The following is a 22,206-nucleotide window of genomic DNA, read 5'->3' as shown; positions in this document are numbered from 1 at the left end:
TTACCTGCTGACTGGTGGGAGGTGGGAGGAGTTCACTTGGGTGAAGCGGTCTTCATATTTCAGGTCCAAACACAAACCTGTGGCAAGGGAACTGTGGGAGCAAAGCTTGCTCGCGAAATAGGCGACTCGATTTCCGAAAGACCGCATTGCCTTCATCGCGGGCAAGCCTTGCTCCCACAATCTGCCTGCTACAAAGAATGTTGCTTCAGGTCAGCGGTTACCAACCCCGCCCCGAATTCACCCAGAAATTCACCGATAACGACGTCGACACCGACTCCACCTGATGGAACCAGCCTTCCGGCAGAAACAGCAAATCCCCCGCCTCCAGCGTCACGCGCATGAAGGTCACGTCGCGGGCGTGGGGGAAGCGTTGGTAGTCCGGTGCGTCCGGGTTGAAATCACAACCGTCCAGCCCACCTTGGGGCGCCGTGGACCAGGTGCCCAGGGCTTCGCGGTGGTGAGGGGCGGCGAGGGTGAAGATTTTCTGGCCCCAGACCTGGGCGAACAGGTTGTCGGTGTCGTCGCGGTGCAGCGGCGTCAGGGTGCCCTTGGGGCCGATCCAGATGCGCGGTGGGATGAACAGCGACGGGTCGAAATAGGGCGGGAACTTGATCTGCTCCATCAGCCGCGCCGGCAGGATGTTGTTGCCCATGTAGGCCGGCGGCTCGCCGTCGGCGCCCTTGGCCGCCGGACTGTCGAGGGAGGCGATGAAGTCGGCCATGGACGTGGAGCGAAAATCCCGCTCGGTGGAGAAGGTCTTCTTCACATAGTCGCCGTGGCGGGTGATGCCCTGCAGCTCGGCAAAATGCACCAGGGATTCTTCGCGGCTGAGCTTGAACAACGGCCAGTCCTGCAAGGCGTCGCTGATGACCAGCGGAATGCCGTGGGGCAGGTACTGTGCGCGAAACGCCTGCACCGACAGCCCGCTGCGAGGTCGCCGCTCCACGCTGCGTTGGGTCGGCAGGCTGGCGGTGAGTTTTTCGCTGAAGCGCGGCGGGGTGGGGTAGCGCTTGTTCATGTCGACCTTTTCCACCACGCCACCGCCATGCCGGGCATGGTCGATGATCTGCGGCAGCAACGTCGCCAGGCCCATGTTGCCGCCGATCTTCAGGCGACCGCTGGCGAACAGTTCCTCGACATTGGCCATGCCGGCCATGATCCCGAGGAAGTCCTTTTCCGCCACCTCGATGGTGACGTCGGGGCTGGTGTGGCGACCAGCTTCGGTGCGGCTGCTGGCCTTGACCTCGGACCAGTACGCCTGGTGCGGGCCGAACACGAATTGGAAGACGCCTTCGATACCAACGGCGCCGGCATTGGCGAACAGCTTGCCCAGGATGGTTTGCAGGTCCACGGCGGTCACTCTTGCGGGTTTTTGGTCTTAGCAGGTAACGAGGGCCCGGATCAGAAATTTAGGCCCTCGTCGCTGCGTCATCGACCCTCGCCCTAGCGCGTCGCGACCATGAACACCCGAGGAAATGGCAGCAGCACGGTCCCATCGTCCAGGGCCGGGTAAGTCTGTTCGATCGCCTGGAGATAGCGCGCCAGGTACTGCTCGCGTTGGGCCTCGTCCAGCGGCTCGAGAAACGGCCGCAAGGCGCTGCCCTTGAACCATTCCACCACGCCTGCGGCACCGCCGGCCAAGGGGTGGTGGTAGGTGGTGCGCCACACATCGACGCGGCTGCAGTGGGGCTTGAGGATCGAGTAATACGTGCTGGGATCCGCCATCTCGGTCCGCGATTCAGCCGCCCCGGCCAGTTGGCTGGCCCAAGGCCCGTTTGTTGCGATTTCCCGCATCAAGCGGTGGGAGGGCTGGTGCAGGTTGTCGGGCATCTGGACCGCCAGGCTGCCGCCGTGGGCGAGTTTGCCGATCAACGCGGGCAGCAGGGTGGCGTGGTCGGGCAGCCATTGCAGCACCGCGTTGGCGAAGATCACGTCGAACGGTCCGGGTTCATCCCATTGGCTGATGTCCGCGGTGTCGAACGTCACGGCGGGCAAGCGTTTGCGTGCGGCGTCGACCATGTCGCTGGAACTGTCCAGGCCACGCACCGTGGCGCCGCTGAAATGCTCCACCAACAATTCGGTGGAATTGCCCGGGCCACACCCCAGGTCGATCACCGAACGGGCCTGCGTGGGAGGGATGGCGGCGAGCAGGTCCCGGGACGGACGGGTGCGTTCCTGTTCGAAGGTGACGTATTGCTTGGCGGACCAGCCCATGGCGTTCTCCTGTGCGGTGGAGTGAGTCGAGGTACCGCCAGTATAAGGTCGGGCGAAGAAGATGGAGCGAACGTAACGGTTTTGACTAATTTTGTGGGTTACGATTTCGTTATCTTCCCTATACGACCGATCGGAGAAAACCGCAGTGACTCAACTGACCCTGCTGTGCCTGCCTTATTCTGGCGCCAGCGCGATGGTGTACAGCCGCTGGCGGCGCACGTTGCCGCAATGGCTGCATGTGCAGCCAGTGGAGTTGCCGGGGCGCGGGGCGCGCTTCGACGAGCCGCTGCACACCGACATGGGCTCGTTGGCGATGCAACTGGCGCGGGAGCTGTACCCGACGCTCCAGGCCCCGTACGCCTTGTTCGGCCACAGCCTGGGCGCGCTGCTGGCTTGTGAAATCGCCCACGCCTTGCGTGAACTCGGCAGCCCGGAACCGGTGGCGCTGTTTGCCTCCGGCACCGCGGCGCCGACGATGCGGGCTGACTACGACCGCGATTTCGCCAAGGCGAAAACCGACGCTGAGTTGATCGAGCAACTGCGCACCCTCAACGGTACGAGCGAGGAAATCCTGGCCAATGAAGAACTGATGGCCCTGACCCTGCCGATCCTGCGGGCCGACTTTTTGCTGTGCGGACGTTTCCAGCCACGGCAGCGGCCGTTGCTCAACTGCCCGGTGCATGTGTTCGGCGGCACGGCCGACAAGGCCACCACGGAGCAACTGATGGGCTGGCGCCAGGAAACCACGGGCAGCTTCTCGGTGGACATGCTGGCCGGCGGGCACTTCTTCATTCATGAGCACGAGGCCAAGGTGCTGCGGCTGATCAAGGATCAGTTGGGCGTGCATCATCGGCGGCATGGGTTGGCCATCAGCGCCTGATTTGATTCCCCAGCTCATGCAAATGCAGCCCCACATCGACTGGGGGGATGCATCCTCCCTTGTGGGAGCGAGCTTGCTCGCGATGGCGTCGTGTCAGTCAACGAACAGCAAACTGACCCACCGCTATCGCGAGCAAGCTCGCTCCCACATTTAGGGCCTGGCTCTTTCTGTAATCCCCGTTCTACCTCTCTTTCTGACACAAATTCCCAAACGCTAATTTTCCCGGTTTGCATTCGTTTCATAGGGACGACTTGCCTTTGTGCCTTGTGCCCACTGATTCCGGATACCCCAGAAATGAATGCTGAAGACGCCTTGAAACTTGCTCGCCGGTTTATCGGGTTGCCCCTGGAAAAGCGCCGGATGTTCCTGGCCGCGTTGGACAAGGAGGGCGTGGAGTTCAGCGGTTTTCCCATTCCCTGGGGCGTCGAGGCCGAGGATCGCCAGGCGTTGTCCTATGCCCAGCAGCGCATGTGGTTTCTCTGGCAGCTGGAGCCGGGCAGCGGCGCCTACAATCTGCCGGGTGCAGTGCGGCTCAAGGGCGCGTTGAGCCTGCCGGCGCTGGAGCAAGCCTTCGCCAGCCTGGTGGCCCGCCATGAAACCCTGCGCACGGTGTTCCAGCGCCAGGCCGACGACAGCCTGCTGCAAGTACCCTCCAATGCCGCGCTGGAGATCGGGCGCCAGGATTTCAGCGCCTTGCCGACCGCCGAGCGCGAGCAGGCGGTGCGCCAGGCCGCCGAAGCACAATCGATGCAGCCTTTCGACCTGTCCAGCGGCCCGTTGCTGCGGGTCGAATTGCTCACGCTCGATGAACGCGAGCATGTGCTGCTGCTGACCTTGCACCACATCGTCTCCGATGGCTGGTCGATGAACGTGCTGATCGACGAGTTCATCCGCTGCTACGACGCCCATGAAGCGGGCGTGGCGCCGCAACTGGCCGATTTGCCGATCCAGTACAGCGACTACGCCCTGTGGCAACGCCGCTGGCTGGAAGCTGGCGAACAGGCGCGTCAACTCGACTATTGGCAGGCGCAGTTGGGCGACGAACACCCCGTGCTGGAATTGCCCATCGATCACCCACGCCCGGCGATGCCCAGCTATCGCGGCACGCGCTTTGAATTCGCCGTGGAGCCGGCACTGGCCGAGCAACTGCGCACCACCGCCCAGCGGCACAACATCACCCTGTTCATGCTCCTGCTCGGCGCCTTCAATGTGCTGCTGCATCGCTACACCGGCCACACCGATATCCGTGTCGGCGTGCCCATCGCCAACCGCAACCGCGCCGAAACCGAAGGGTTGATCGGTTTCTTCGTCAACACCCAGGTATTGCGCACCAAGCTCGGCGGCCAGACCCGTGTCGATGAGCTGCTGCGCACGGTCAAGGAAGCCGCCCTCGGTGCCCAGGCCCATCAGGATTTGCCGTTCGAACGCTTGGTGGAAGCCCTGAAACTGGAGCGCAGCCTCAGCCACACGCCGCTGTTTCAGGTGATGTACAACCACCAGCCGCACGTGGCCGACATCGCCAGCATTCGCACCGCGTCGGGGCTGGAGTTGTCGATGCTGGAATGGCAGAGCCGCACCACCCAGTTCGACCTGACCCTCGACACCTGGGAAAAGGCCGGCAAGCTGCACGCGGCGCTGACCTACGCCAACGATCTGTTCGACGCCACTACGGTCGAGCGCATGGCCCGGCACTGGACGCGGCTGCTGCACGGCATGGTTGCCGACAGCCATGCACGCGTCGGTGAGTTGCCGTTGCTCGAAGCCGATGAGTACCAGCGCCTGATCCATGACTGGAACCCGGTGGACGCGCCGTTCGACCAGATGCTGTGCATTCACCAACTGATCGCTCGCCAGGCCCAGGCCACGCCGGATGCCCTGGCCGTCACCTTCGCCAACACCCGACTGACCTACAGCGAACTCGACGGCCGCGCCAATCGCCTGGCCCACAAGCTCATCGAATTGGGCGTGGGCCCGGAAGTGCGCGTGGGCGTGGCGATGCCACGTTCCGAACACCTGCTGATCGCCTTGCTGGCGGTGCTCAAGGCTGGCGGCGCCTACGTGCCGCTGGACCCGGACTACCCGGCCGAGCGCGTGGCCTACATGCTCGACGACAGCCGCGCCCGGGTCTTGCTGACCGAGCAGGCGGTGGCGGCGACGCTGAGCGTACCGGCCGAAACCGCCGTGCTGATGCTGGATCGGATCGAGCTGGGGCAGTACCCACTCCGTGCACCGATTACCCACGTCACGCCAGACAACCTCGCCTATGTGATCTATACCTCCGGCTCCACCGGTCAACCCAAGGGCGTGGCGATTGCCCATCGCAACGTGCTGGCGCTGATCGACTGGTCCCAATCGGTCTACAGCCGCGACGACATCCAGGGCGTACTCGCCTCCACGTCGGTGTGCTTCGATTTGTCGGTGTGGGAACTGTTCGTGACCCTGGCCAACGGCGGCTCGCTGATCATCGCCCGCAATGCCCTCGAGTTGCCGCAACTGCCGGCCCGGGACCAGGTGCGGCTGATCAACACCGTGCCTTCGGCGATTGCCGCGTTACAGCGCAGCGGTGAAATCCCGGCCAGCGTGCGCATCATCAACCTGGCCGGTGAGCCCTTGAAACAAAGTTTGGTAGACGCCCTGTACGGTGGGAGCGAGCTTGCTCGCGATAGCGGTGGGTCAGCCCCCCATGGGCCAACTGACGGGACGCCATCGCGAGCAAGCTCGCTCCCACAGGTGGGTGGCGTTGAACAGGTCTACGATCTTTACGGCCCCTCGGAAGACACCACCTATTCCACCTGGACCCGCCGCACCGCCGGCGGCACGGCGAACATCGGCCGCCCCCTCAAGCACACCGCCAGCTACCTGTTGGACGCCGACCTGCAACCGGTGCCCCAAGGCGTCTCGGCGGAGTTGTACCTGAGCGGCGCGGGCATCACCCGTGGCTACCTCGGCCGTGCCGCGATGACCGCCGAGAAATACGTGCCCAACCCGTTTTCCACCCACGGCGAACGCCTGTACCGCACCGGCGACCTGACCCGTTACCAGGCCGACGGCACCTTGCAGTACGTCGGTCGCATCGACCATCAGGTCAAGGTCCGTGGCTTCCGTATCGAGCTGGGGGAGATCGAAGCGCGCCTGCTGCAACAACCCCAGGTGCGCGAATTGGCGGTGCTGGCCCAGGACGGCGAGCACGGCCAGCAACTGGTGGCCTTCATCGTCCCGAGCGAGGCCGCGGTGCTGACCGAAGCCGACGCCCAGGTGCAAGTGCGCGAAACCCTCAAGGCCGCCTTGCGTGAACACTTGCCGGACTACATGGTGCCGGCCTACCTGGTGTTCCTTCCACAACTGCCGCTGACCCCCAATGGCAAACTCGACCGCAAGGCCTTGCCGGCCATTGACGGCAGTGAGCAGCAGCGCGAATTCGTCGCGCCCCACAGCCCAATGGAAAAAGCCCTGGCGGCGATCTGGCAGGACGTGCTGAACCTCGACAGCATCGGCCTGGAAGACAACTTCTTCGAGTTGGGCGGTGACTCCATCGTCTCCATGCAAGTGGTCAGCCGTGCGCGGCAGGCCGGGATCGTGCTCAATCCCAAAGCCCTGTTCCAATACCAGACCCTGCGCAGCCTGGCGCTCGTAGCGCGCCAGGGCGACAGCCATTCGGTCGATCAAGGCCTGGCGCGCGGCGCGGTGCCGTTGACGCCGGTGCAGCAGTGGTTCTTCGAGCGCGACATTCCCGAGCGCCAGCATTGGAACCAGTCGCTGTTGCTGGTGCCCGACGAGCCCCTTGACGTCGTGGCATTGGAATCGACCCTGGCCCGTTTGGTCGAGCACCATGACAGCCTGCGCCTGCGCTTTACCCAGGTGAACGGTCACTGGCAGCAAGCCTATGCCGAGCCGTCGGCGGCCAGTGTGTTGTGGCAGCGACAGGCGACGTCGGTCGAACAGCTCAACGCCCTGTGCGACGACGCCCAGCGCAGCCTCGACCTGGACGATGGGCCGCTGTTGCGAGCCTTGCTGGTGGACATGGCCGATGGTAGCCAGCGCCTGTTGCTGGCGATCCATCACCTGGTGGTGGACGGGGTTTCGTGGCGCGTGCTGCTGGACGATCTGCAACAGTTCTACCGCCAATTGCAGGCCGGCCAGCCGATCCAGGTGCCGGCCAAGACCAGCGCGTATGGACAATGGGCCGCGCACCTGCACGGGCACCTCAATGGCTTCATGGACAGCCTCGATTACTGGCGCGCCCAGGGCCATGCCCCGGCCGGCAACGGCTTGCCGTGCGATTACCCCGAGCGCCTGCTGCTGGCCTGTGACGAGCGCAAGGTGCAAGTGCGGCTGGACGCCGAACAGACCCGCCAACTGCTGCAACAGGCGCCCAAGGCCTACCGCACCCAGGTCAATGACCTGCTGCTCACGGCCCTGGCCCGTACGGTGTGCCGTTGGACCGGCCAGGACAGCACACTGATCCAGCTCGAAGGCCATGGCCGTGAGGACCTGTTCGAGGGCGTTGACCTGACCCGCACCGTCGGTTGGTTCACCAGCCTGTTCCCGATCAGCCTCAGCCCGGCGCCGGCGTTGAATGACTCGATCAAGACCATCAAGGAGCAACTGCGCGCCGTACCGGACAAGGGCCTGGGCTATGGCGTGCTGCGCTACCTGGGCGAACCGGCGGTGCGTGCCGAACTGGCGGCCTTGGCGGCGCCGCGCATCACCTTCAACTACCTGGGCCAGTTCGACCGGCAGTTCGACGACGGCGCGCTGTTCGTACCTTCCAGCGAAGGCAGTGGCGCGGCGCAACATGCCCGGGCGCCGCTGGCGAACTGGTTGACGGTGGAAGGCCAGGTCTACGGCGGCGAGCTGTCCCTGAACTGGGGGTTCAGCGAGCGGATGTTCAAGCAGCAGACCATCGAGACACTGGCCGCTGACTACCTCGCCGAGCTGAGGGCGTTGATCGAACATTGTTGCGCGCTGGAAACGCCACAAGCCACGCCATCGGATTTCCCCTTGGCACGCATCAGTCAGGCGCAACTCGACAGCCTGCCGGTGGTCGCCGAGCAGTTGGACGACCTCTATCCACTGTCGCCAATGCAGCAGGGCTTGCTGTTCCACACCTTGTACGAGCAGGCGGCGGGGGAGTACATCAACCAGTTGCGCGTGGATGTCCAGGGCATCGATGCGCAGCGTTTCGCCGACGCCTGGCAGGCCACCCTCGATGCCCACGATAGTTTGCGCAGCGGCTTTGTCTGGCAGGGTGACCTGGAGCAGCCGTTGCAGATCGTTCATCGCCAGGTCGAGTTGCCATTCACGGTCCTCGATTGGCGCGGGCGCGATCACCTCGCCGAGGCCCTGAATGAGCGCGCCGACGCCGAGCGCCGTCAGGGCTTCGACCTGGCCCAGGCGCCGTTGCTGCGCCTGGTGCTGGTGCAGACCGAGGCCGAGCGCTGGCACCTGATCTACACCCACCACCACATCCTGATGGACGGCTGGAGCAACGCTCAACTGCTGGGCGAAGTGTTGCAGCGCTACAGCGGTCGCCTGCCCAAGGCCAATATCGGGCGTTATCGCGACTACATCGCCTGGCTGCAACGCCAGGACGCTCAACTGAGCGAGACGTTCTGGACCGGTCAGTTGGCAACCTTGCAAGAACCAACGCGGTTGGCGCGCGTCATGTCCGCCAGCGAAATCCACAGCGGCCATGGCGATCACTTCCAGACCCTGGACGCGACCCGCACCCAGGCCCTGGAACAGTTCGCCCGCCAACAGAAAGTCACCCTCAACACCCTGGTGCAAGCGGCGTGGCTGTTGTTGCTGCAACGCTACACCGGCCATGACAGCGTCGCCTTCGGTGCCACCGTGGCCGGGCGTCCGTCGGATCTGCCGGGCATCGAGCAACAGGTCGGCCTGTTCATCAACACCTTGCCGGTGATCGCCGCGCCACGGCCGGACCAGTCGGTCGGTGCCTGGCTGCAAGCCGTGCAGGCGCAGAACCTCAGTTTGCGGGAATTCGAGCACACGCCGTTGGCGGACATCCAGCGCTGGGCCGGGCAGGGCGGCGAGGCGCTGTTCGATAACATCCTGGTGTTCGAAAATTACCCGATTGCCCAGGCCCTGGCAGAAGGCGCCGGGCAGGGCGCGGTGTTTGGTGAAGTCACCCATCTGGAGCAAACCCATTACCCGTTGAGCGTGGCCGTGACCCTCGGCCAGACCCTGGCGCTGCACTACAGTTTCGACCGGGCGCATTTCAGTCCGGCGGCCATCGAAGGCATCAGCGCGCAGCTGTTGCAGCTGTTGGAACGCTTCGCCGAGTCGGCGGCGCGCACCCTCGGGCAAATCGCCCTGGTCAGCGCCGAGGAGCAGGCCCGGCAACAGGCTGCCAATCATCCGCAGCCGTACCCAACCGACATCGCCGTGCATCAGCGCATCGCCCATCTGGCGGCGCAAAAACCCCAGGCGACGGCGGTGATCTTCGACGGCCAGCGGTTCAGCTATGGCGACATCGACCGGCGCGCCAACCAGTTGGCCCACGCCTTGATTGCCCGTGGCGTGGCCCCGGAAACCCGCGTTGGCGTGGCCCTGCCGCGCAGCGAAGAAGTAATCGTCGCGTTGCTGGCGGTGCTCAAGGCCGGCGCGGCCTATGTGCCGCTGGACACCAGCTACCCACGGGAGCGCCTGGCGTATCTGATCGAGGATTCGGGGCTGGCGTTGTTGCTCACCGACTCCCGGGTGTCGGCGCAGTTGCCTCTGGAGGGTGCCGCCCAGGTGCTGGAACTCGATCGCCTGGACCTGAACCTGCAACCAACGAACGACCCCACCGTACGTATCGATCCGCAGAACCTGGCCTACGTGATCTACACCTCCGGTTCCACCGGCAACCCCAAAGGTGTGAGCGTGGCCCATGGTCCACTGGCGATGCACTGCCAGGCCATCGGTGAGCGCTACGAGATGCGCGACAGCGATTGCGAATTCCACTTCATGTCCTTCGCCTTCGACGGTGCCCACGAACGCTGGCTCACCAGCCTGACCCACGGCGCCTCGCTGCTGATTCGCGACGACAGCCTGTGGACCCCGGAACAGACCTACAACGCCATGGGCGAGCACGGCGTGACCGTGGTGGCATTCCCGCCGGTGTACCTGCAACAACTGGCCGAGCACGCCGAACGCGAGGGCAACCCACCGAAGGTGCGCATCTACTGCTTCGGCGGCGATGCGGTGCCCAACGCCAGTTTCGAACGGGTCAAGCGCGCCCTCGATCCGGACTTCATCATCAACGGCTACGGCCCGACCGAAACCGTGGTCACCCCGCTGATCTGGAAGGCCGGCCGCGACGTGGCGTGTGGCGCCGCTTATGCGCCCATCGGCAGCCGCATCGGCGACCGCAGTGCCTACGTGCTCGACGCCGACTTGAACCTGCTGCCCCAAGGCATGGCCGGTGAGCTGTACCTGGGTGGCACCGGGCTGGCGCGGGGTTACCTGAACCGTCCGGGCCTGACGGCCGAGCGCTTTGTCGCCGACCCGTTCAGCCGCAGCGGCGGCTTGCTCTACCGCACCGGCGACCTGGTGCGCCAACGGGCCGATGGCACCTTCGATTACCTGGACCGCATCGACAACCAGGTGAAGATCCGCGGCTTCCGCATCGAGCTGGGTGAGGTCGAAGCCAGCCTGCAAGCCCTCGACGGCGTGCGCGAAGCGGTGGTGGTGGCCCAGGAAGGCACCGCCGGCAGTGGCAAGCGCCTGGTCGCCTACGTGGTGGCCGATGAACCGGTGCCGGAAGATTTCGCCGAGCACCTGCGTGACCAGCTCAAGGCAACCTTGCCGGCGCACATGGTTCCGGCCTATCTGCTGCGGCTCGACCGTCTGCCGTTGACCCCCAACGGCAAGCTCGACCGCAAGAACCTGCCCAAGCCCGACGTCAGCCAATTGCAGCAGACCTACGTGGCCCCGCGCAGCGCGCTGGAACAGCAACTGGTGTCGATCTGGCAGGACGTGCTCAAGCTCGCGCAAGTGGGCCTGCGGGACAACTTCTTCGAACTGGGCGGCGACTCCATCGTCTCGATCCAGGTGGTCAGCCGCGCGCGCCAGGCCGGCATTCATTTCACGCCCAAGGACTTGTTCCAGCACCAGACCATCGAGGCGCTGGCGGCGGTGGCGCAGAAGGGCGCACCGCTGCAAGCCATCGACCAACGTCCGGCCACCGGCGAAACGGCGCTGCTGCCGATTCACCAGTGGTTCTTCGCCCAGGCGATTCCCGACCGTCATCACTGGAACCAGTCGGTGATGCTCAAGCCGACCCAGGCGTTGGAGGCTCGGGCGCTGGAGCAGGCCTTGGGTGCGTTGGTGGTGCACCACGACAGCCTGCGCCTGGCGTTCATCGAGCAGGCCGAAGGCTGGACGGCGCGCTACCGTGACGGGATGGCCGACGGGATTGTCTGGCAAGCCGACGTCGCCGATCTCGCCGAGTTGGAAACGCTGGGCAATCAGGCCCAGCGCAGCCTGCAACTGGACGGCGGCTCGCTGATCCGCGCGGTGCTGGCGAACCTCGCCGATGGCAGCCAGCGTTTGTTGCTGATCGTGCATCACCTGGTGGTCGACGGGGTGTCCTGGCGGATTCTCGTCGAAGACCTGCAAACGGCTTATCGGCAGGCGCTCGTGGGAACGACCGTGCAACTGCCGGCCAAGACCAGCGCGATCAAGGCCTGGGCCGAAGCGTTGCAGGGCTACGCCAGCAGCGCATCCTTGCAGACCGAGCTGGGTTTCTGGCAGCAGCAGTTGCAAGGCGCTTCCACGGCGTTGCCGTGGGATAACCCCCAAGGCGGGCAGCAACATGGCCAAGCCGTGACGATTCGCACGGCCCTGGACAAAAACCTCACCCGGCAATTGCTGCAGCAAGCCCCGGCGGCCTATCGCACCCAGGTCAATGACCTGCTGCTCACCGCCCTGGCGCGGGTGATGGTGCGCTGGACTGGCGCTGACAGTGTGTTAGTGCAACTCGAAGGCCACGGCCGTGAAGAACTGTTCGAGCACATCGACCTGACCCGCACGGTCGGCTGGTTCACCAGCCTGTTCCCGGCCCGTTTGACACCCGCTGCCGACCTCGCTGCTTCGCTGAAGCAGATCAAGGAGCAACTGCGCGCCATCCCCCACAAGGGCATCGGTTTCGGTGCCTTGGCGCACCTGGGCGATGCACCTGCGCGGCAAGCGTTGCAGGCCTTGCCGACGCCGCAACTGACCTTCAACTATCTCGGCCAGTTCGACGGCAATTTCGCGGCGGCTGACGATGCCCTGTTCGTGCCCACCGACGAGCATGGCGGTGAAGAGTTGAACATGCAGGGCCCGCTGGGCAGTCCGCTGGCGCTGGACGGCAAAGTCTTCGGCGGCGCGTTGGATTTGAGCTGGACCTTCAGCGGCGACCTGTTCCAGGCGTCGACCATTCAACGACTGGCCGACGACTACCTGGAAGAACTCACCGCGCTGATCCGTCATTGCTGCGACAGCCAGCACCGTGGCGTGACGCCGTCGGACTTCCCGTTGGCGCGGCTGTCCCAGGCGCAATTGGACACCCTGGTGCGCCAACCCCAGGCCGTCGACGACATCTACCCATTGTCGCCGATGCAGCAGGGCATGCTGTTTCACTCCTTGCTCGGGCACGGCAGTGGCGACTACATCAACCAGATGCGCCTCGACGTCGAGGGGGTCGACCCGCAGCGTTTCCGCGCCGCCTGGCAGGCGGTGGTCGATGCCCATGACATTCTGCGCACCGGGTTCTTCTGGCAGGGCGACCTGGCGCAGCCGGTGCAAATCGTCCAGCGGCAGGTCGAGGTGCCGTTCCGTGTGCTCGATTGGAATGGGCGGACGGACATCGATGGCGCCTTGCAAACCCTGGCCGATGAAGAACGGGCTCAAGGTGTGGACCTGACCCTGGCGCCGTTGATGCGCCTGGTGCTGGTGCGCACCGGCACGGAACGCCATCACCTGATCTACACCAACCATCACATCCTGATGGACGGCTGGAGCAGCGCGCAGTTGCTCGGCGAAGTGTTGCAACACTATCGCCGCGACAGCGTGGCCCGCCCAACTGGCCGTTATCGCGACTACATCGCCTGGCTGCAACGCCAGGACGCGAGCCTCGGCGAAGGGTTCTGGACGCAACAGTTGCGCACGCTGGACGAGCCGGTGCGCCTGGCCCAGGTGTTTGCGCGCCCGGCGCAGGACGTCTCGGCGAAGCTGTACGGCCATCACCGCGTACAGCTGGATGCGCTGCAGACCCAATGCCTGGCCGAGTTCGCCCGGGAATCCAAAGTCACCGTCAACACCTTGGTGCAAGCGGCCTGGCTGTTGCTGTTGCAGCGCTACACCGGCAAGGCCAGCGTGGCGTTCGGCGCGACGGTGGCGGGACGGCCAGGGGACCTGGTGGGCGTCGAGGGCCAGATCGGCCTGTTCATCAACACCTTGCCGGTCATCGCCAGCCCGCGTCCGGAACAGAGCCTGGGCGACTGGCTGCACAGCGTCCAGGCGCAGAACCTGGCCTTGCGCGAGTTCGAGCACACGGCGCTGTTCGACATCCAGCGCTGGGCCGGCCTGGGCGGCGAAGCCTTGTTCGACAACATCCTGGTGTTCGAGAACTACCCGATTTCCGAAGCCTTGGCGAAGGGTGCGCCTGAAGGCTTGCGTTTCGGTGCCGTGGATAACCTGGAGCAGACCAACTACCCGCTGACCCTGTTGGTCAGCCTCGGTGCCGAGCTGGCGGTGCAGTTCAGCTACCAGTGCGCGAGTTTTGCTCAGGCCTCGGTCGAGCAGATCGGGATGCATCTGCAGCGCTTGCTGCTGCAAATGACCGACGCCGGGCAACGGCCTCTGGGCGAGCTGAGCTTGCTCGACGAGCGCGAAACCCGCCAGCACGTGCAAGGCTGGAACGCCACCGCAGCCAGTTATCCACAGGCGCGTTGCGTCCATCAATTGTTCGAGGCACAGGCCCGCCAAACGCCGGATGCCACGGCGCTGGTGTTCGCCGAGCAGGCGCTGAGCTACGCCGAACTCAATGTCCGGGCCAACCGCCTGGCCCATCGCTTGATCGAACAGGGCGTGGGGCCCGATCAATTGGTCGGTGTCGCGCTGGAGCGCGGCGTGGAGATGATTGTCGCCTTGCTGGCGATCCTCAAGGCCGGTGGTGCCTACCTGCCACTGGACCCGGCGTTCCCCCAGGACCGCCTGGCGCACATGATCGAAGACAGCGGCATCGAACTGCTGCTGACTCAACGTTCGCAGCTCAACCAGCTACCGCTATCCGGTGGGAGCGAGCTGGCTCGCGATAGCGGTGGTTCAGTCAATGATGATGTCGAGGGTGCCGACGCCATCGCGAGCCAGCTCGCTCCCACAGGGGCCGGTGTTGGCGTTAAGACATTGGTGTTGGATCAGGAGGGTGTCTGGCTCGACGGTGATGCCTGCGAGGCGCCGGCGACGCGCCTGGCCGCGGAGCACCTGGCCTACGCCATCTACACCTCCGGTTCCACCGGCAAGCCCAAGGGCGTGATGGTGCGTCATGGGGCGCTGGTGAATTTCGTCGCCAGCATGGCCCGTGAACCGGGCATCGCCGCCAGTGATCGAGTGCTGTCGCTGACCACGTTCTCGTTCGATATCTTCGGCCTGGAACTGTACGGCGCGCTGTTGAGCGGTGCCTGCGTGGTGCTGGTGGACAAGCAGAGCGCCCACGACCCCGAGGCGTTGCTCAAGACCATCGACCGGCAACAGGTCAGCGTGGTCCAGGCCACGCCTTCGACCTGGCGCATGTTGCTCGACCACCCGGCGTCTGGCGTGCTGGCCGGGCGCAAGTGCCTGTGCGGTGGCGAGGCGTTGGCCGAGGACCTGGCCGAGCGGCTGCTCGATGTCGCTGGCGAGGTCTGGAACCTGTATGGCCCGACTGAAACCACCATCTGGTCGGCGGCCTACCGCTTGACTGAAGAGCAACGCGTGCCGTACCTCGGCCGGCCGATTGCCAACACGTCGCTGTACATCGTCGGCGATCACTTCGCGCCGAACCCGGTCGGGCTGATCGGCGAACTGCTGATTGGCGGTGACGGCCTGGCCCGGGGTTACCACGACCGTGCGGCGCTCACCGCCGAGCGCTTCCTGCCGGACCCGTTCGGCAACGGCGCGCGGGTGTACCGCACCGGTGACCTGGCGCGCCAGCGTGGCGACGGCGTGATCGAGTACATCGGCCGGGTCGACCATCAAGTGAAGATCCGCGGCTTCCGCATCGAACTGGGGGAAATCGAAGCCTGCCTGCTGGCCCAGGAAGCGATCCGCGAAGCCGTGGTGGTGCCCCAGCAAGGGCCGGGTGGCCTGCAGTTGGTGGCCTACCTGATTGCCGCCCATCCAGAGACTGCCGAACCTGCGGCCTTGCGCGAAGCCCTCAAGGCGCAGCTCGCACCGTTACTGCCCGACTACATGATGCCGGCGCACTGGCTGTTGCTCGAACGCTTGCCGCTGACCCCCAACGGCAAGCTCGACCGCAAGGCCCTGCCACTGCCGGACGCCCAGCAACTGCTGCGTGCCTACGTGGCGCCACAAGGCGCGCTCGAACAGGGCATCGCCGACATCTGGCAAGACGTGCTCAAGCTCGAACGGGTAGGGCGCGACGACAACTTCTTTGAACTGGGTGGGCATTCCCTGCTGGCGACGCAAGCAACGGCGCGCCTGCAAATGCAGCAAGGCGCCGCGGTGCCCCTGGACTTGCTGTTCAGCACCACGTCCCTGGCCGACTACGCCGCACAACTGGCGGCCCACCTGACCCCTCACTCCAGCGCCGACCTGAGTGAGATGCATGATTTCCTGGCAGACCTGGAGACCCTTTGAATGACTCAGCTCGATAACCTGTCTCTGGTTCAGCGATTCATCCGTTTACCGCTCGCCCAACGGCAAGCGTTCCTGCACAAGCTGCACAGCAAAAACATGAGCCTGGCGGCATTGCCGATCCCGGCGATGCGCGACGAATTCGAAACCCTGGACCTGTCCTACGCCCAGGAGCGCCAGTGGTTTCTCTGGCAACTGGACCGCCACAGCGCTGCCTACCACGTGCCCACGGCGCTACGCCTGCGCGGCGCCCTCGACCTGCCGGCGCTGCAACGCAGTTTCGACGCCTTACTGGCCCGTCACGATGTGCTGCGCACGGTGTTCGTCGACAGTCCGCAAGGACCCCAACAGGTGGTGCAGGCGCGTTTGAGCCTGGCGATCGAGCCGGAAGCAGTGGATGAGGCCGCGCTCAAAACCCTGATCGACGACGAAATCTGCGGGTTGTTCGACCTGCAGCAAGGACCGTTGCTGCGGGTCAAGCTGCTGCAATTGGCTGCCGACGACCATGTGCTGGTGCTGACCCAGCACCACATCATTTGCGATGGCGCCTCCGCACGGATCATGGTCAACGACCTGGTCCAACTCTACGCCGCCCACCGCAGCGGTCAGGCACCGACCCTGGCACCCTTGCCGATCCAGTACGCCGACTATGCGATCTGGCAGCGCAAATGGATGGAGGCCGGTGAGCTGGAGCGGCAACTGGCCTACTGGACCGAACGGCTGGGCGATGGCGGCGAAGTCCTGCCGTTGCCAACGGACCGCCCGCGCCCGGCACTGCAAAGCCATCGCGGCGCACGCCTGGACCTGCGCTTCGACGCCGGGCTGACCCAGGGCCTGAAGCACCTGGCCCAGCGCGAAGCCTCGACGTTGTTCATGGTCTTGCTGGCGTCGTTCCAGGCCTTGTTGCACCGCTACAGCGGCCAGTCGGACATCCGCGTCGGCGTGCCGGTCGCCAACCGCAATCGCCCGGAAACCGAAGGCCTGATCGGCTTTTTCGTCAACACCCAGGTGCTCAATGCCCAGGTGCGAGGCGATTTGCCTTTCGCGCAATTGCTGGCGCAGGTCAAGCAAGCCTCGCTGGGGGCGCAAGCCCATCAGGACCTGCCGTTCGAGCAGTTGGTGCAGGCCCTGGCACCGCAGCGACAGGCGAGCCACAGCCCGCTGTTTCAGGTGATGTTCAACCACCAGAGCGGCGGCGCGGCCCAGGCCCTGCAATTGCCAGGGTTGCAGGTCGAGAGCCTCGACTGGCGTTCCCACACCGCCCAATTCGACTTGACCCTCGACACCCACGAGACCGACGGTGAGCTGGCCGCATCCCTGAGCTACGCCACCGACCTGTTCGACGCCAGTACTGTGCAACGCATGGCCGAGCATTGGCAGAACCTGCTGCACGGCATTGTCGCCAACCCCCGGCAACGCGTTGGTGAATTGCCACTGCTGACGGCCGCCGAGCAACAGCAACACATCGCCCAATGGAACCCGGCGCCGCGCAGCTTCCCCGGCGAGGCCTGCCTGCATCAACGCATCGCTGAACAGGCGCGTTTGCGTCCTGATGCCACTGCTTTGCGTTTCAACGAAAGCAGCCTGACTTACGGCGAGCTCAACGCCCAGGCCAACCGTCGCGCCCATCAGTTGATCGCCCACGGCGTTGGCCCGGATGTACTGGTGGGACTGGCGGTCGAGCGTGGTTTCGACATGCTGGTGGGCCTGCTGGCGATCCTCAAGGCCGGTGGTGCTTATGTGCCGCTGGACCCGACTTATCCCCAGGATCGTCTGGCCTACATGATGCAGGACAGTGGCATCGGTTTGCTGCTGACCCAAGCGTCCCTGATTGATCAATTGCCGGTGCCGGACGGCGTGCAAACGCTGCTGCTGGGCGCCGACGTCAGTGCATTCGCCGACAGCGATCCATTGGTGACGATGGACGCCGAAAACCTCGCTTATGTGATCTACACCTCCGGTTCCACCGGTAACCCCAAGGGCACCTTGCTGCCGCATCACAACGTGCTGCGCCTGTTCGAGGCCACCGCGCCATGGTTCAACTTCGGCGCGGCGGATGTCTGGAGCCTGTTCCATTCCTACGCGTTCGACTTCTCGGTCTGGGAAATCTTTGGTGCACTGCTCCACGGCGGCGAGTTGCTGATCGTGCCGTACGACACCAGCCGCTCCCCGCAGCAGTTCCACGAGTTGCTGTGCGACGCCGGGGTGACGGTGCTCAACCAGACGCCATCGGCGTTCAAGCAATTGATGCACGAGGCTTGCGCCGACTCGCGAAGCAATGCCTTGCGCTACGTGGTGTTCGGCGGCGAGGCGCTGGACGTCAAGTCCCTGCGCCCCTGGTTCGAGCGTTTCGGCGATGCGGCACCGCAACTGATCAACATGTACGGCATCACCGAAACCACCGTGCACGTGACTTACCGTCCGCTGTCGCTGGCAGACCTGGAACAGGACGCCAGCAGCCCGATTGGCGAGCCGATTGCCGACCTGTCGTGGTACCTGCTGGACGGCGATCTCAACCCGGTGCCCAAAGGCTGCATCGGAGAGTTGTACGTCGGTCGTGCCGGCCTGGCCCGGGGTTATCTAAATCGCGGCGACCTCACCGCATTGCGGTTCATCCCCGACCCGTTCGGCGACAGCGGTGCACGTTTGTACCGCACCGGCGACCTGGCGCAGTACCGCAGCGATGGAGTGATCGAGTACGTCGGTCGCATCGACCATCAAGTGAAAATCCGTGGCTTCCGCATCGAACTGGGCGAGATCGAAGCGCGCCTGAACGCCCTGGACTCGGTGCGCGAAGCGTTGGTGTTGGCCCAGGAAGGGCCGAGCGGCCAGCAACTGGTGGGTTATGTGATCGCGGCACAATCTGTCGAAGACGAAGCCGGCCTGCGCGAGCAGATCAAGACCCAGCTCAAGGCCGAGCTGCCGGACTACATGGTGCCAACGCACCTGCTGTTCCTCGAACAATGGCCGCTGACCGCCAACGGCAAGCTCGACCGCAAGGCCTTGCCGGGCGCCGACGCCAGCCAGATCCAGCAGGCCTACGTCGCACCGCGAAGTGAACGGGAGCAACAGATCGCGGCGATCTGGCAGGACGTGCTCAAGGTCGAGCGGGTCGGCTTGAGCGACAACTTCTTCGAGCTGGGCGGCCATTCGCTGCTGGCGACACAGATGGTCTCGCGCATTCGCCAGGCCCTCGGCCTGAACCTGCAACTGCGCCAGTTGTTCGAGAGCGCCAGCCTGGAGGCCTGTGTGGCCGCGCTGGTGGAAAGCGACGTGGCGCGGCCGGCGAGCATCCCGCGGCTTGCCCGGGACCAGGCGTCGCTGCCGCTGTCCTACGCCCAGCAACGCCAGTGGTTCCTCTGGCAGATGGAGCCCCACAGCGCGGCGTACCACATTCCGGCGGCGCTGCGGATTCAGGGCGACCTGGACCTGGAGGCCTTGCAACAGAGTTTCGCCGCCCTGGTGCAGCGCCACGAGAGCCTGCGCACCACCTTCGTCCAGGTCGATGAGCAGGCGTTCCAAGTCATTCATGGGCAGATGAACCCGGTGGTGATCCCGCAGATTCTCGACGGTGGCAACGAACAGATCCAGGCCTTCGTCCGCCAGCAGATCGCCGAGCCATTCGATCTGCAAAACGGTCCTCTGCTGCGGGTTGGCCTGTTGCGGGTGGCGGCCGATGAGCATGTGCTGGTGCTGACCCAGCACCACATCGTCTCTGATGGCTGGTCGATGCAATTGCTGGTGCAGGAGCTGATACAAGGTTATGCCGCGTGCAGCCAGGGCGAGCCCTTGGCATTGGCCGAGCTGCCGATCCAGTATGCCGATTACGCGGTGTGGCAACGGCAGTGGATGGAGGCCGGCGAACGGGAACGGCAACTGGCGTACTGGACCGAGGTGCTGGGGGGCGAGCAGCCGTTGCTGGCGCTGCCCACCGACCGGCCGCGCCCGACCCGGCAGAGCTTTTCCGGCGCCCGCCTGGCTATCGACCTGCCGCCGGTCCTGGGCCAACAGTTGCGACAACTGGCCCAGCGCGAAGGCAGCACGTTGTTCATGGTCTTGCTGGCTTCGTTCCAGGCCTTGCTGCATCGCTACAGCGGCCAGTCGAACATCCGTGTCGGCGTGCCCATCGCCAACCGCAACCGGGTGGAAACCGAAGGCCTGATCGGCTTCTTCGTCAACACCCAGGTGCTCAAGGCCGAGGTCGATCCGCAGCAGCGTTTCAGCGCGTTGCTGGCCCAGGTCAAACAGGCGGCCATCGGCGCCGAGGCTCATCAGGACCTCCCGTTCGAACAACTGGTCGAGGCGCTGCGGCCTGAGCGCAACCTGAGCCACAGCCCGTTGTTCCAGGTGTTGTACAACCACCAGAGCGTCGCACGCCAGGCACTGCCGGCGCTGCCCGGGCTGGTGATCAAGGCCCAGGAATGGGAAAGCCAGACCGCCCAGTTCGATCTGACCCTCGACACCCTGGAAGCCGAGGGTGAACTCGGTGCGGCGCTGACCTATGCCACCGACTTGTTCGACGCCAGCACTGTGCAACGCATGGCCGAGCACTGGCTGAACCTGCTGCACGGCATTGTCGCCAATCCCCGGCAACGCGTTGGTGAATTGCCACTGCTGACGGCCGCCGAGCAACAGCAGCACATCGGCCAATGGAACCCAGCGCCGCGCAGCTTCCCCGGCGAGGCCTGCCTGCATCAACGCATCGCCGAACAGGCGCGCTTGCGTCCTGATGCCATCGCTTTGCGTTTCAACGAAAGCAGCCTGACCTACGGCGCCCTCAACGCCCAGGCCAACCGTCGCGCCCATCAGTTGATTGCCCACGGCGTTGGCCCGGATGTGCTGGTGGGACTGGCGGTCGAGCGTGGTTTCGACATGCTGGTGGGCCTGCTGGCGATCCTCAAGGCCGGTGGTGCTTATGTGCCGCTGGACCCGACTTATCCCCAGGACCGTTTGGCCTACATGATGCAGGACAGCGGCATTCAACTGCTGCTGACCCAAGCGGTCCTGGTCGATCACTTGCCCGTGCCGGATGGCGTGCAGACGCTGCTGTTGGACGTCGATGTCAGTGCGTTCGCCGACAGCGATCCGCAGGTGGCGATGGACGCCGAAAACCTCGCTTATGTGATCTACACCTCCGGTTCCACCGGCAACCCGAAAGGCACCTTGCTGCCGCACCACAACGTGCTGCGCCTGTTCGAGGCCACCGAACCGTGGTTCAACTTCGGTGCTGAGGATGTCTGGAGCCTGTTCCATTCCTATGCGTTCGACTTCTCGGTCTGGGAAATCTTCGGCGCGCTGCTCCACGGTGGCGAGCTGTTGATCGTGCCATACGACATCAGCCGTTCCGCACAGCAGTTCCACGAACTGCTGTGCGACGCTGGGGTGACGGTGCTCAACCAGACGCCATCGGCGTTCAAGCAATTGATGCACGAAGCCTGCGCTGATGACCGGGCCAATGCCTTGCGCTACGTGGTGTTCGGCGGCGAGGCGCTGGACGTCAAGTCCCTGCGCCCCTGGTTCGAGCGTTTCGGCGATGCGGCGCCGCAACTGATCAACATGTACGGCATCACCGAAACCACCGTGCACGTGACTTACCGTCCGTTGTCGCTGGCAGACCTGGAACAGGACGCCAGCAGCCCGATTGGCGAGCCGATTGCCGACCTGTCGTGGTACCTGCTGGACGGCGATTTGAATCCGGTGCCGAAAGGCTGCATCGGAGAGTTGTACGTCGGTCGTGCCGGCCTGGCCCGGGGTTATCTAAATCGCGGCGACCTCACCGCATTGCGGTTCATCCCCGACCCGTTCGGCGACAGCGGCGCACGCTTGTACCGCACCGGCGACCTGGCGCAGTACCGCAGCGATGGAGTGATCGAGTACGTCGGTCGCATCGACCATCAAGTGAAAATCCGTGGCTTCCGCATCGAACTGGGCGAGATCGAAGCGCGCCTGAACGCCCTGGATTCGGTGCGCGAAGCGTTGGTGCTGGCCCAGGAAGGGCCGAGCGGCCAGCAACTGGTGGGTTATGTGATCGCGGCACAATCTGTCGAAGACGAAGCCGGCCTGCGCGAGCAGATCAAGACCCAGCTCAAGGCCGAGCTGCCGGACTACATGGTGCCGACGCACCTGCTGTTCCTCGAGCAATGGCCGCTGACCGCCAACGGCAAGCTCGACCGCAAGGCCTTGCCGACCGCCGACGCCAGCCAGGTCCAGCAGACCTACGTGGCGCCACGGAGTGAGCTGGAGCAACAAATCGCGGCGATCTGGCAGGA

At 64.8% G+C, this 22,206-nt stretch carries 5 protein-coding genes (1 of these 5 cut by a window edge); 3 read left to right on the top strand and 2 right to left on the bottom strand.

Going from position 1 to position 22,206, the window contains the following annotated elements:
- Positions 1-217: 217 nt before the first annotated feature.
- Positions 218-1,351, bottom strand: coding sequence for a cupin-like domain-containing protein (locus AC515T_RS19765; protein ID WP_496529697.1), 1,134 nt, complete (start codon positions 1,349-1,351; stop codon positions 218-220).
- A 92-nt stretch (positions 1,352-1,443) separates the two neighbouring features.
- Positions 1,444-2,214, bottom strand: coding sequence for a trans-aconitate 2-methyltransferase (tam, locus tag AC515T_RS19760; RefSeq protein WP_496529696.1), 771 nt, complete (start codon positions 2,212-2,214; stop codon positions 1,444-1,446).
- Between the two features lie 145 nt (positions 2,215-2,359).
- On the opposite strand from tam, the gene AC515T_RS19755 reads away from it, so the two are divergent.
- The 3 genes from AC515T_RS19755 to AC515T_RS19745 all read left to right on the top strand — a co-directional run.
- Positions 2,360-3,094 (top strand): thioesterase II family protein, encoded by a 735-nt coding sequence (locus AC515T_RS19755; RefSeq protein WP_496529695.1) that lies wholly within the window; start codon positions 2,360-2,362, stop codon positions 3,092-3,094.
- Positions 3,095-3,388: 294 nt separating this feature from the next.
- Positions 3,389-15,940, top strand: a complete 12,552-nt coding sequence (locus AC515T_RS19750) for a non-ribosomal peptide synthase/polyketide synthase (RefSeq protein WP_496529694.1) — start codon at positions 3,389-3,391, stop codon at positions 15,938-15,940.
- Positions 15,941-22,206 carry the 5' portion of an amino acid adenylation domain-containing protein gene (locus AC515T_RS19745; protein WP_496529693.1) on the top strand. It continues 4,822 nt past the right edge of the window, so the window shows 6,266 of its 11,088 coding nt (coding positions 1-6,266); it begins with the start codon at positions 15,941-15,943; its stop codon lies off the right edge, out of view.

Source organism: Pseudomonas sp. FSO-7, assembly GCF_059579345.1.
This window is presented reverse-complemented; position numbering and strand designations above follow the sequence as displayed.